The following is a 12500-nucleotide window of genomic DNA, read 5'->3' as shown; positions in this document are numbered from 1 at the left end:
ACGCGGCGGTTCGACAATCGGACCGTGCCCGAGCTGCCGGAAGTCGAAACCATTCGCCGCGATCTGGAGCCACTCGTGACGGGTCGGTCCGTCGTCGACGTCGAGGTCGACCCGGGGACGATCGGGCTGTTGGCGGGTGTGCCGCTGGAGGTGCTCCGGGCGAACCTCGTCGGGCGGACGATCCGTTCGCTCGGGCGCCGGGGGAAGTATCTGCTTTTCGAGCTCGACGATGGGCGCTGGCTCGTCGTCCACCTGCGGATGACGGGGCGGCTCGTCTGGCGGCCGCGGGCGGCGCCGCCGGAGGCGTATCAGCGCGCTGTCATCCGCCTGGATGACGGACACGACCTGCGCTGGAGCGATCTCCGGAAGTTCGGCACCTGGCGGATCCACGCTTCGGCCGGGGAGGTGATCGACCGGCTCGGGCCGGAGCCGATCGATGCGGGGCTTTCGGAGGCTGCGTTCTGCCGGGTGCTGGCGGGGCGGCGAGCGCCTGTGAAGGCGGTGCTCCTCGACCAGCGGCGGTTCGCCGGGCTGGGCAACATCTATGTCGACGAGGCGCTCTACGCGGCACGGATCCGGCCCGATACGCCGGCGGGCGACCTCTCGCGCGCGGCGATGGGCCGCCTCTACCGTGCCTGTCGGGAGGTGCTGGAGCGGGGCATCGCCCACCGGGGGGCGAGCTTTCGGGATTATGTCGATGGGCAGGGGAACGAGGGACAGCAGCACATGTTCGTCCAGGTGTTCCGGCGGACGGGGAAGCCGTGTTACGCCTGCGGGACGCCGATCGCGCGGAGCATCGTCGGGGGGCGAGCGACGCATTACTGTCCGCGCTGTCAACGCGCAGCGCGCCGGCCTCGGCGAGCGTCAGAAGCGCGGGTTGCCGGAGAGGAGGGGCGCGATGCTGGCTGATCCGGTCGATATCGCGCGGGCGCTGGGCCTGCCGCCGGGCGCCGAGCCAGCCAGGGAGGCGCTCGGCGATGCGCCGGGTGCGCCCGAGCGGTGGAGCGGCGGCGGGCGAGCGGTCATCGTCCGGCGGCCTCTCGGCGCGGAGGCGGCGCAGAACCATGCGGCGGTCTTCGAGGCGTTGGCGAACGCGGGATTCCCGCACGTGCCACGGCTGCTCGGCTTCTCGGGCCTGGCGACGATCGAGGAGGAGGTGCCGGGGCTGACGGCGCTGCAGGTCGAGCCGCCCCCGGGGGCGGCCGCGGCGGCCATCGCTGCCTTGGCCGCGTGGCACGCGCTTCCCCTGCGCGAGGGGCTCGGTTGGGAACGCTCACCCGATGAGCTGTTGCCCGAGTGCCCGCCGCCGCTCTATCGGCTCGGGTTCGCCGCTCCGGAGCGCGAGGCGGCGGCGCCAGGCTTCGCCGCTGCCCGGGAGGCGCTCCTCGCGACGCCGTTCGGCTTCGCCCATCGGGCGGCGACGGCCGCGAGCGTGCTCCTCGCCCCGGGGCGGGCGTGGCTGGTGCATTTCGCTGCCGCGGGGTTCGGCCCGCAACTGTTCGACGTGGCCGCCTTTCTCTTGACGAGCGGCTTGGATGCTCCGGCGCGCCGGGTGCTCGCGATGGAGTATGCGCGGCTGCGCGGGCTCGATCCGGCGGCGACGGCCGATCTGGTCGACCTCGCCGGCATCGTTTGGGGCGTCGACGAGCTGCTCTGGCTCCCGCGTCGCCAGGTGGAGGCGCTGGGCGACGATGCGGCGCTGGCTGCGCTCCATCTGGCTGCTTTGCGGGTCGAGCGTGGGATGCGCGAGCCGGCGGGCGACTCCCCGGCGGCCGGGGCGATCCGGCGCGCGCTCTGGGGGTAGCGGCTCAGGCACCCCGCTTCTGCTGCCGATGATCCCGGTATGCTCCGTAAGCTGCCGTGGGTGGTGCTCGCCCTGGCCTTCCTGGCGACGGCGCGCTGCTTCATCGCCGATCCGACGGCGGGCGTGGCGGCCATTCCGGTGGTGGGGCCGATGATCGTGCCGGCGGCGACGCCGGCCTACCTCGCAGCGATCGGCACGCCCGCACCGATCGAGCTGCCCGAGACCGACCCGAAAGGCTGGTTCGCCGAAGGGGAGGAGCAGGCTCCCGATCTGGCGGGGTGGCAGGCGATGGCGGGGGCGGCTGCCGCGGCAAGGACGCCGGCGGGCTGGGCCGCCTTTTGCGCCAAGGTCGCTGCCGCGGTCCGGGAACGTGCGCCAGGTTCGGAGACGGCGCGTCGGGAGGCCCCGCTGCTCGGCGCGCTCGCCTGCAGCGCGGATCCTTCGACGACCGTCGTCCAGCGGCTCGCGCTCGATCTGTTCGAGTTGCGGGCGGTGGTGATGCTCTGGTCGTTGGGGGCACCGAACGGGACGGTCGCCGCCATCCAGTCGCGGCAGGCTGGGCTCCGGCTCACCTGTGCGGGGCTGCCGGTGGGGGTGATCGACCCGACAGCGGTACGGACGGCGTGCGCCGAAGCGCTCGACACGAGCTACCTGGCGGGCGATGCCGCGAAGACGCGCGCCGCTGTGGAGGCGGCCTATGCCGCGGTCGCCGCAGCCATCGCCGAGCGCGACCCGGCCGTCCAGGATTCCCCGGCCACCTTCGAGTGAGGGCCAGGCGAGAGTCCGGCGGCTGCTGGAGGGGGCCCCGGGGCGTGGCGATGGATGCGGCGGGGCCGGCGCGGGGCGGCCGGCGCCCGAGCCTGCTACGATGGCGGCCCACCGCCGAGCTGCCCGAGGAGCCGCGCGTTGCCCACCTTCGATCGTCGGACGCTCGCGCTGCGCGACGGCGCCCTGGGGCGAGGGCCCGTGGCGCGCGCCTGCCGCGGCGAAGGCTCGCCGGGGCTGGCGGAGCGACACGGGCGCCGGGCGGAAGGGGTGAGATGAGCAGGCGCGAGCAGGGCGCGGCCTGGCTCGAACGGACGCTCGCGGCGCCGGCGCTCGTCCAGGCGCTGGCGGTGGCGGCTCGCCTGGGGATTTTCGAGGCGGTGGGCGACCAGCCGCGGTCGGCGCTGCTGCTAGCTGCGATGGCCGGGGTGCACCCGGAGGGGCTCGGCCGCCTGCTCCGGGCGCTCGCCGCGGAGGGCGTGCTCGCGCCGACGGAGGACGGGCGATATGGCCCGACGCCGGCCTCCGCGCTCCTCTGCCGGGGGGCACCGGGGGCATTCCGCGAGGAGCTGCTTGCGCTGGCCTACCGCGATTGGGACGGCTGGGGCGCGCTGTTGCAGGCGGTCGAGACGGGGCGCGCCGCCGCTCCGCAGCCGGAGGGAGCTTGGTTGGAGCCGCCCTCCGCGGCGGCCGAGGCGCTCCGGCGGGAAGTCGGCGGCAGCGCGCCGACGGTGGTGTTCGGGAGCGAGCGATTCCGGGCGTGGGTGGAAGCGATACTGCCGACGGGTCGGCCGGGTGGGCCGCTGGCCATCGGTGGCGGGCTCAGCCAGCTCGACGACCGCGAGGCAGCGGAAGCGCTGCAGGAGGCCCACGGCGGGCTGACACCGGGCGCACAGGTGATGCTCGTCGAACCGGTCCGGCCGGCGGACCCGCGGCTGGATCCGGCGTTGGCGCGGTGCGACCTGGCGCTGCTGGCCTTCGGGCGCGGCAGGGTGCGGGCCCTCGACGAGTGGGAGGGCGCGCTCGAGCGGGCCGGAATGCGCTTGGAGGCGGTCCGCGCCGTGCGGGGCAGGGGCGGATGGGCGATCCTCGTTGCGAGCCGCGGGCTGGTGTAGCGCCGCCGAAGCGCCGAGCGGCCCGCCAGCGGATCAGCCCGACCAGCGCGGGGGGCGCTTCTCCTGGATGGCGCGGGCGCCTTCGGCGGGGGCGGCCGAGAAGAAGCCGAGCATTTCGAGCGCGAGCGAGTAATCGAAGGCGGTGATGCCGCCGAGGCGGAGCCACTGATTGAGCGCCTTCTTGGTGAAGCGGAGTGCGTGCTGGGGGCCATCGGCGAGTTGGCGGGCGATGCGCAGCGCCTCGGGCAGGAGCTCGGCGCGCGGCACGCAGCGGCTCACCAGCCCGATCCGCTCGGCCTCGCGCCCGTCGATGAAGTCGCAGGTGAGCAGGTAGTACTTCGCTTTGGCCATGCCGCAGAGGAGGGGCCAGATGATCGCGGCGTGGTCGCCGGCGGCGACGCCGAGGCGGGCGTGGCCGTCGGTGAGGCGGGCATCTTCGGCGATGAGGGAGATATCGGCCATGAGGGCGACGGCGAGGCCCGCGCCGACGGCGACGCCGTTGATCGCCGAGACGATCACCTTTTCGCAGTTCACCATCTCGTAGACGATCGCTTCGGCCTCCTTCATGACGCGGACGATGGCTTCGAACCGCTCCTCGGCGGGCAGGGCGGCGCGCGCTTCGATATCGGCGAGGTCGCCGCCGGCGGAGAAGGCGCGGTCGCCTGCGCCGGTGACGACGATGACCCGGACGGCGGGGTCGGCATCGAGGTCGCGCCAGACGCGGGTGAGCTCGCCGTGAAGGACGTCGTTGGTGGCGTTGTAGACGTCGGGGCGGTCGAGGGTGACGAGCGCGACGCCGTCGGTGGTCTCGATGCGGAGGTGCTGGTATTCGGCGGCCATGTGGTGCTCTCCGGGGCGGAGGTTCGGGGGCCAGACCGTTTGGCGGCCCCTGGGTAGACTAAGGGAAGGATGCCGAACTGGGTGATCGAGGGGTTGATCGCGACGAGCCCGCGGCCGGGGTATGCCCCTGGCCCCGAGCTGACCGTGCACGACGAGGCCGTCGACCGCTGGATCGCGGAGGCGCGGCGCTTCGGTATCCGGTCGATCATGTGCCTCATCGGCAACGACCAGCTTTGGCTCTATCGCAAGGCGGCGCCGGAGGGGCTTTTGGAGCGGTATCGGCGGCACGGGTTCGAAGTCTTCCACTTGCCGACGATGGACCAGCTCACGCACCCGTACACGCCGGAGCAGTACGAGGCAGCCTGGCGGGCCTTCCTGGCGCTGCCGAAGCCGGTGCTTGTCCACTGCAGCGCGGGGATGGACCGGACTGGGCGGGTGGTGCGCTACCTCTTGGAGCGGATGGAGGAGGAGGGCGGCGCCGCCGCCGCGAGCTGAGCCGCCCCGGCCCTCCCCCGAAGGCGGCCCTCCTGTAGGATGGCCCCACCCGATCATCGTCCTCGGAGTTCCGTGTGCTTCCGATCAAGCGTCTCGACCATATCTCGATGGCCGCGCCCGACTTTCGCGCTCAGGCGGCGAAGTTGGAGCGGCTCCTGGGCTTCAAGTACCTGCACGACTGGGAGGCCGGGCCGAACCAGGATTTCGAGGGCTGCGTGGCCCAGGTGCGCGGGACGGAGATCGAGTTCGAGGTCATCGCCCCTGCGCGTCCGGACAGCTTCGTCCAGAAGTTCCTGGAGCAGAACGGGCCGGGCCTCCACCACATTACGATGGAGGTGGAGGATATCCACGCCGCGGCGGCCGAACTGGAGCGGCTCGGGCTGACGCCCTTCGGGGGCGTGCAGGACGATGGCTCGTGGTACGTGACCTATATCCACCCGAAGGAGAGCGGCGGCATCCTCTGGCAGCTTTTCGTGGCGCATCGGCCGGCGCCGGAGGTGGACCGCACGGCGGGCGGGGGGATCGTCGGTCTGGAGCGGATGGACCACGTCTCGATGGCCGTGCCCGATTTGGAGCGGCAGGTGGCTTGGCAGCAGCGGGTGTTCGGGATGGAGCTCCTGACGCAGTGGGAGGACGAGCAGCTCGGCTATCGCGGCGCGGAGCTTTCGATTCCGGGCAGCCTGCTCAAGTTCGAAATCATCGCGCCGACGCGGCCGGAGAGTTTCGTGCAGCGGTTCATCGAGCAGCGGCGGCCGGGGATGCACCACATCACCTGTGAGGTGGCTTCGGTGGACCGCGCGGTGGAGGCGCTCCGGGCCGAGGGGATCGAGCCTTGGGGTGGCATCATCGAGAACGATTGGAAGCGGCACACGTTCATCCATCCGCGCGATTCGGGCGGTGTGCTCTTCCAGCTCTTCGAGGAGTGAGCGGCCCGGTCAGGAGAGGGATTCGGGCCGGCGAGCACCGCGCGGACGACGGGGTCATCTGCTGGGAAGGTCTTGGGCGGAGGGTAGCACCGGCCCGGGCGAGGGGCGCTCGGCTTCGACGCCAGCCGGGGGGAAGGGGACGAGGGGGACGGTGACGACGATGGCCGCGCTCTCGATGGCCGAGGGTACCTCGCCGGAGGGCGCCGTGACGCGCAGCCGCTGCCCTTCGACTTCGAGTTCGATGCGGGTGACGGCACCTTCGAAGCGGGTGGCGAGCAGGTGGGCAGGCGTCCCTCCATGGCGCAGACGGAGCCACTCGGGCCTGACCAGGAGATCGCACGGGCCGTGGAACGGTCGCACGAGGGGTATCTGCCCGAGGACGCTTTCGGCGACGGCTCCGCGACCTTGGGCGGGCACGAACTGGACATCGCCGGCGTAGGCGGCGCCGATGCGGGTGGCGGGCTCGAAGTAGAGCGTGCGCGGCGGCGCGATCTCGACGATCTGGCCGGCTTCCATGACGGCGACGCGGTCGGCGATGGCCATGGCATCGGCGCGGTCGTGGGTGACGAGGAGGGCGGTCATCCCCTCGGCGCGGAGGATGGCGGCGACTTCGTCGCGCATCTGCACGCGGAGGCCGGCATCGAGGTTGGAGAAGGGCTCATCGAGGAGGAGGACGCGGGGATGCGGTGCGAGGGAGCGGAGGAGGGCGACGCGCTGTTGTTGGCCGCCGGAGAGCTGGTGGGGGTATCGCTCGCCGAGCCCTTCGAGGTGGGCCATGCGGAGGAGCTCTTCGACGCGGCGGCGTTCGCCGCGTTGGAGGCCGTAGCCGATGTTCCGGGCGACGGTGAGGTTGGGGAAGAGGGCGTATTCCTGGAAGACGAGGCCGACGGAGCGGCGGTGGGCGGGCACGTGGTGGTCGGGGCTCTCGATGAGCTCGCCGGCGAGGCGGATCTCTCCGGCGGCGACGCGTTCGAAGCCGGCGACGGCGCGGAGGAGGGTGGTTTTGCCGCTGCCGCTCCGGCCGAGGAGCGCGACGAGTTCGCCGGGTGCGAGGCTGAGCGTTGCCTCGTGCACGGCCCGGAAGCGGCCGTAACAGACGTCGACGGCGGCGATGCGGAGGGCTTCGCCCGCCGGAGGAGTTGGGGGTTCAGGATTCGAGCGTCGCAGGGTCGCCTCTCCAGGCCAGCACCACGAGGGGGATGAGCGCGAGCCCGACGAGCACGAGCGCGGGCAGCGCTGCTCCAGCATACAGGGCATCGGAGGTTCGGCCCCAGACGAGGCCGGGGAGGGTTTCGAACCCGGGCGGTGAGAGGAGGAGCGTGGCTGGGAGCTCCTTGATGACGGTGAGGAAGACGAGGGCGGCGGCGGCGCCCATTCCGGGGCGGGCGAGCGGGATGGTGACCGTGACGAGGACGCGCATCGGGGCGCGCCCGAGGGAGCTGCCGGCTTCTTCGAGCCGTGGCGGGAGGCGGAGGAGGCTCGCACGCAGTGCGGAGAGGGCGTTGGGTACGAAGAGTACGAGGTAGGCGAAAAGGAGCATCCACACGGTTTGGTAGAGCGAATGGGCATAACGGATGCCGAAGAAGACGAGGGCGAGGGCGACGACGAGGCCGGGGAGGGCGTGGGTGAGGTAGGCGGTCTGCTCGAGGGCGGCGGCGCCGCGCCCACCGTAGCGGGCGGCGAGGATGGCGAGGGGCAGGGCGAGGGCGATGGTGATCGCCGCGGCAAAGACGGCCATGCCGAGGGAGTGGCGGGCGGCTTCGCCGATATCGGGGAAGTTGGCGCCGACTTGGAGGCCGCGGAGGAGCCAGTAGCCGAGCACGCCGAGGGGCAATCCGAGCGACAAGAGCGCGACGAGGCCGAGGAACGCCAGGGAAGGCCATCGCCAGCGCCCGAGCGGGACGGGCCGCGGCGGGGCCGCTCGGCGCGAGGTGCGCGCGCCGGCGCGGTGCCGGACGGCCATCTCGCCGACGAGGATGACGGCGGCCACGGCGACGAGCACGCAGGCAAGGATCGCGGCCCGTGTCCGGTCGAAGCTGGACTGGTATTCGATGAAGATGTCGCGGGTGAAGGTGTTGTAGTTGAGCGTGGAGACGCCGCCGAAGTCGCTGAGGACGTAGAGGACGACGAGGAGGAGGCCGGCGGCGATGGCCGGCACGAGCCCCGGGAGGACGATGCGGAAGAACGTGGGCCAAGGGGCGACGCCGAGGGATCGGGATGCTTCTTCTTCGGCGGAGCTGCTGGCGGCGAGCGCACCGCGGAGGACGAGGTAGACGTAGGGGAAGCTGGTGGCGGTGAGGGTGAAGGCGGCGCCCCAGAGGCCGTAGATTTCGGGAAGCCGGTCGACGCCGAGCGGTTCGAGCCAGCCCTGGAGGATGCCCTTGGGCCCGAGGAACTCGACGACGGTCATCCCCATGACGTAGGACGGAATCGCGAGCGGGGCGGCCATGAGGACCGACCAGGCGCGGCGCGCGGGGAGGTCGGTCCGGGTGGTGAGCCAGGCCGTGGGGAGGGCGACGAGGACGCACGCGACGGCCACGACGAGCGAGAGCTGGAGCGACCGCGCGAGGAGCGGCCAGGCGGCATCGGCGAGCACGTCGCGCCACGGGTCCCAGCCGCGCTCGGTGCTGCGGCGGAAGAGGTACCAAGCGGGGATGAGCGTGGCGAGCACGACGGCGAGCCCCGGCGGCCAGAGGGCCAGCGGGGCTCGCCGGGCGCTGCGGCGCGGGAGGAGCGCCGCCATGGGCCCGCCTACTGGAGCGCCCCGACTTTGCGCAGGAGCGCGAGCGTGCCTTGCAGGTCGTCGAGGTCGGAGAGGTCGATGGCCGGCGGCTGGAGGGTAGCGAGCGCGGGCAGCCGCGGGTCGGCGGTGATGCCATCGACGAGCGGGTATTCGTAGGTCTGCTTCACGAAGTACTCCTGGGCTGCCGGCGAGAGGAGGTAATCGATGAAGGCCTGGGCGGCGGGCCGATTCTTCGACGACTTGAGGAGGCCGACGCCGGCGATGTTGACGAGGGAACCGGCGTCGCCGGGGGCGGTGTAGTGGTTGCGGGCCGCGAACCCTTCGCCCTGGTCGCGGATGAAGCCCCACAGGTAGTAATGGTTGACGAGCCCGAGCTGGATTTCGCCCGCGGCGACGGCGCTGACGATGGCGCGATTGTCTTGGTAGACCTTGACGTCGTTGGCGATCATGTCGCGGAGCCACTTCTCGGCGCCGGCCTCGCCTTCGAGCTTGCGCAGGGCGGTGACGAACGATTGGAAGGAGCCGTTGGTGGGCGCCCAGCCGACTTTGCCCTTCCACTTCGGGTCGACGAGCTCTTTGACGGACGTGGGGAGTTCGGCCTGGGGGACGGCGACGTTGTAGACGATGACGCGAGCGCGGCCGGAGACACCGACCCACTGGCCGTTTTTCGCGCGGTAGGTGGCGGGTACCTTGGCGAGCGTTTGGGAGGGGAGCTCTTGGAAGAGGCCGGCCTTGGCGATGGCGCCGAGCGCGCCAGCATCTTGCGGGAAGAAGACGTCGGCCGGGGAGGCGGCGCCTTCTTCGACGAGGAGGGCGGCGAGCTGGGCCGAATCGCCGTACTTGACTTGCACCTGGATGCCGGTGTCCTTGGTGAACTGTTCGAAGAGCGGCTTGACGAGCGATTCGCCGCGGCCCGAGTAGACGACGATGGTCCCGGAGGGCTTCGGCGTCGGTGTGGGGGAGGCGGCGGCCGTCGCCGCGCCCGTCGCGGGGGCGGTGGGGGTGGCGTCCTCGGCGTCATCGTCGCCGCCGCAGGCTGCCGCGGCGAAGGGGACGATGGCGAGAGCGAGGAACAAGAGCATGCGCAGGGATTTCATGGGGCTGGACATTGCCTCGCTTGGAGATGAGTCACACGTGAGAGATTAGGCACACCTAATTTTTGTGTCAAACCTTGCCCTCGATCCGGGGTGTCGTGCGGCTGTCCGGGGCGGCGTGGGGGTGGGCCGGGTTGGGGGCCTGCTCGTCACCACGGGAGGGTGCACCTATAATCACCGCTGAACCGCGAAACGGCTCAGGCGGGTGAACACATGAAAGTTCAGGTGCTCCAGGAAAACCTCCAGCGCGGCCTCGCCATCGTGGGCCGCGCGGTTGCGACGCGCGCCACCATCCCGATCATTTCGAATGTCCTCCTGCAGACGGAGGACGGGAAGCTCCGGCTCGCTGCGACGGACCTCGATATTTCGATCGTGGCCTGGGTGGGTGCGAAGGTGGACGAGTCGGGGGCGACGACGGTGCCCTCCCGCCTGTTCAGCGATTACGTGGCGAACCTGCCCGCGGCGACGGTGGCGCTGGAGACGGTCGGCAGCGGGCGCCAGCTGCGGATCGCGTGTGCGCGGAACGATTCGACGATCAACGCGATGGACCCGGCGGATTTCCCGCGCGTGCCGGAGATTCGCGAGGGAGTGAAGGTCCGCTTCGATCCGAAGGCGTTGCGGCGCGGGATCGAGCGGGTCGAGTTCGCGGCCGCGACGGACGATTCGCGGCCGGTGCTCACGGGCGTGCACATGAAGAGCGATGGCCCGCGGCTGACGCTGGCGGCGGCGGACGGGTTCCGCCTGGCGGTGGCCGATATCCAGCTGGAGGAATCGCCAGCGGAGGCGATCGAGGTCATCGTGCCGGCACGCGCCCTGCGCGAGCTTTCGCGGCTCATCGGCGATTCGACCTTGCCGGTGGAGATGCGCATCAACCCGCAGCGTTCGCAGGTGCTTTTCGAGTGGGACGATGTGCAGATGGTTGCCCAGCTCATCCAGGGCACCTTCCCGAATTACAACCAGCTCATCCCTGCGCAGTTCAACACGCGCGTCGTCGTCGATGTGGACGAATTCCGACGCGAGGCACGCATCGCGGCGATCTTTGCGCGCGATGGAAGCGGCATCATCCGGCTGATGATGACGCCGGGGGAGGCGGGAATGCCAGGCCAGCTGACGATTTCGGCGCGGGCCGACGAGGTGGGCGGCAACGAGGGGCAGCTGGACGCGCGGGTGGAAGGCGACGCCTCGAAGATTGCGTTCAACAGCCGCTACTTGCAGGAGGTGTTGAACGTGCTGGGGAGCGGGCGGGTAGCGCTGGAGATGACGAGCCCTTCGGCCCAGGGCGTTTTCCGGCCGGTGGACGAGAACGGGACGCCGGAGCCGGGCTATGTGCACGTGGTGATGCCGATGTTCGTCCAGTGGTGAGCGGCTCCGGAGCCGGGATCCCGTTCCGGGTGACCATCGATCTGGCCGCGCGGCGGCTTCGTGGCAAGGGCGGCGGCCGGTAGGCCGACCCCGACAAGCCCGTCGTTAACGCTTAGCAGCGTTGTGTATCGCCTTCCCTCGCGCTCGCTGTGACCTGCATCACACCGCGTATCTATTCGCGTGCCATTTATCCGAAACCACTTGATGTCACTAGTGGAGCACCCAATCATCGGGCTCTCACGCCTACAGGGGCCTCATGTCGAAGCGCAAGCGCCCGCAGTTCGCCCTCCGAGCCGAACGGAAGGAAGGCGCTCCCAACGCCGCCTGGGACGAGCTCAGGCGCCGGAACTTCGCTGGTCCGCTCCGTGGCTCCTCGCTGACAGACACGTCGCGCGAGCAGCGATGACCGTCTACGAGCTATCCGTCGCGGCCGCAGCGCACACCAAGCAGGGGCCGCGCTTCGGCCGCGGCCGCGCGTACACGCCGGCCATAACGCGCAACTAGGAGGAACTGCTCGCTTAGCGCTTCATCGAGCACCACGGCCGCCCGAAACTGACCTGCCCCGTCCGCATCAAGCTGTTCTTCGGCGGAGTCCAGTCCAACCAGGACATCGACAACCTCGCAAAGAGCTGCCTCGACGCGCTGAACGGCATCGCCTTCGAGGACGACCGACAGGTAGTCGAGTTGGTCGCCCGGAAGGCCAGCGGCCGAACGCCGCGGACGGCCATCACGATCACCGAGGTTAGGCCGTGAGCCGATGCGTACATCACTGGCGGCTCACCGAGCCCAACGGCCCCATAGCCGACGGCACCTGCGTTGGCTGCGGCGCGAGCCGTCGGTTCAGCAACGTGTTCTTCGGCGATGCGTCCGACCCGGCTGCCATTCGCCGCCGCATCCGTCCCTTCCGTGAGCGGCGCCAGCGACGGGCTGAGTGAGTGCGCCGTTGCCTCGATTGCGGCTCACTCTCGCCGCAGTCGCGCTGCTCCAGGTGCACGGCGCTTCGCCGACGCCCACGGGGCCAAAGGAACAACCTCGCCCGCGGAGGCAATGGCTGGACCTGGCAGCGCACGCGAGCGGTCGTGCTGGAGCGCGACGGCCATCGGTGCGTTGCATGCGGCGTCATGGGCGTTAGTTTGCAAGTCGATCACGTGATTCCAATCGCGGCCGGCGGCTCGAATGAGCCTTGCAATTTACGAACGCTGTGCGTTCCCTGCCACCGACAGCGATGACCTCACAAGCTACCGCTGACCAACAGCGTGGCGCCCGGCCAGCAATGTGCGGTCGGAGCCAGCAAACAGCGGCGCCTGCGCGCCCCTCCCGAGTAGACCGACTGCTAGACCTATCCGGGCGGCGGGA

13 protein-coding genes are annotated in these 12500 nt (G+C 70.9%); 9 read left to right on the top strand and 4 right to left on the bottom strand.

Going from position 1 to position 12500, the window contains the following annotated elements; genetic code table 11:
- The first annotated feature begins 24 nt into the window (after positions 1–24).
- From mutM to VAE53_RS08045, 4 genes are all read left to right on the top strand, one after another.
- Positions 25–909, top strand: a complete 885-nt coding sequence (gene mutM / locus VAE53_RS08060; RefSeq protein ID WP_322818858.1) for a bifunctional DNA-formamidopyrimidine glycosylase/DNA-(apurinic or apyrimidinic site) lyase — start codon at positions 25–27, stop codon at positions 907–909.
- The gene (locus VAE53_RS08055) at positions 899–1804 is read left to right on the top strand and encodes a hypothetical protein (RefSeq protein ID WP_322818857.1); all 906 of its coding nucleotides are present in this window, start codon (positions 899–901) and stop codon (positions 1802–1804) included. The genes mutM and VAE53_RS08055 overlap by 11 nt, the downstream gene beginning before the upstream one ends.
- Before the next feature lie 39 nt (positions 1805–1843).
- Positions 1844–2572 carry a hypothetical protein gene (locus VAE53_RS08050; RefSeq protein ID WP_322818856.1) on the top strand — a complete coding sequence of 243 codons (729 nt, stop codon included), beginning with the start codon at positions 1844–1846 and terminating at the stop codon, positions 2570–2572.
- Positions 2573–2844: 272 nt separating this feature from the next.
- The gene (locus VAE53_RS08045) at positions 2845–3684 is read left to right on the top strand and encodes a hypothetical protein (protein ID WP_322818855.1); all 840 of its coding nucleotides are present in this window, start codon (positions 2845–2847) and stop codon (positions 3682–3684) included.
- A 33-nt stretch (positions 3685–3717) separates the two neighbouring features.
- On the opposite strand, the gene VAE53_RS08040 is transcribed toward VAE53_RS08045, so the two are convergent.
- Complete coding sequence (locus tag VAE53_RS08040) at positions 3718–4524, bottom strand: enoyl-CoA hydratase/isomerase family protein (protein WP_322818854.1); 807 nt, start codon at positions 4522–4524, stop codon at positions 3718–3720.
- A gap of 69 nt (positions 4525–4593) precedes the next feature.
- Here VAE53_RS08040 and VAE53_RS08035 point away from each other — a divergent pair, with 69 nt between their 5' ends.
- Together VAE53_RS08035 and VAE53_RS08030 are read left to right on the top strand one after the other, a co-directional pair.
- On the top strand, positions 4594–5019 hold the full coding sequence (locus VAE53_RS08035; protein ID WP_322818853.1) for a tyrosine-protein phosphatase: 426 nt from the start codon (positions 4594–4596) through the stop codon (positions 5017–5019).
- A gap of 74 nt (positions 5020–5093) precedes the next feature.
- Positions 5094–5945, top strand: coding sequence for a VOC family protein (locus VAE53_RS08030; RefSeq protein WP_322818852.1), 852 nt, complete (start codon positions 5094–5096; stop codon positions 5943–5945).
- Between the two features lie 54 nt (positions 5946–5999).
- On the opposite strand, the gene VAE53_RS08025 is transcribed toward VAE53_RS08030, so the two are convergent.
- The 3 genes from VAE53_RS08025 to VAE53_RS08015 form a co-directional block, all read right to left on the bottom strand.
- Positions 6000–7019: an ABC transporter ATP-binding protein gene (locus VAE53_RS08025; protein WP_322818851.1), complete on the bottom strand. Its 1020-nt coding sequence runs from the start codon at positions 7017–7019 to the stop codon at positions 6000–6002.
- A 73-nt stretch (positions 7020–7092) separates the two neighbouring features.
- A complete protein-coding gene (locus tag VAE53_RS08020; protein WP_322818850.1) occupies positions 7093–8688 on the bottom strand; it encodes an iron ABC transporter permease in 1596 nt (531 codons plus the stop codon).
- A gap of 8 nt (positions 8689–8696) precedes the next feature.
- Positions 8697–9785 (bottom strand): iron ABC transporter substrate-binding protein, encoded by a 1089-nt coding sequence (locus tag VAE53_RS08015; protein ID WP_322818849.1) that lies wholly within the window; start codon positions 9783–9785, stop codon positions 8697–8699.
- A 210-nt stretch (positions 9786–9995) separates the two neighbouring features.
- On the opposite strand from VAE53_RS08015, the gene dnaN reads away from it, so the two are divergent.
- The 3 genes from dnaN (at position 9996) to VAE53_RS13200 (ending at position 12373) form a co-directional block, all read left to right on the top strand.
- The gene (gene dnaN / locus VAE53_RS08010; RefSeq protein ID WP_322818848.1) at positions 9996–11144 is read left to right on the top strand and encodes a DNA polymerase III subunit beta; all 1149 of its coding nucleotides are present in this window, start codon (positions 9996–9998) and stop codon (positions 11142–11144) included.
- A 528-nt stretch (positions 11145–11672) separates the two neighbouring features.
- On the top strand, positions 11673–11897 hold the full coding sequence (locus VAE53_RS13205) for a RusA family crossover junction endodeoxyribonuclease (protein WP_369294041.1): 225 nt from the start codon (positions 11673–11675) through the stop codon (positions 11895–11897).
- 182 nt (positions 11898–12079) lie between these two features.
- Complete coding sequence (locus VAE53_RS13200) at positions 12080–12373, top strand: HNH endonuclease (protein ID WP_369294040.1); 294 nt, start codon at positions 12080–12082, stop codon at positions 12371–12373.
- Positions 12374–12500 lie beyond the last annotated feature (127 nt).

This window comes from Tepidiforma sp. (assembly GCF_034432735.1).
GTDB lineage: Bacteria > Chloroflexota > Dehalococcoidia > Tepidiformales > Tepidiformaceae > Tepidiforma.
This window is presented reverse-complemented; position numbering and strand designations above follow the sequence as displayed.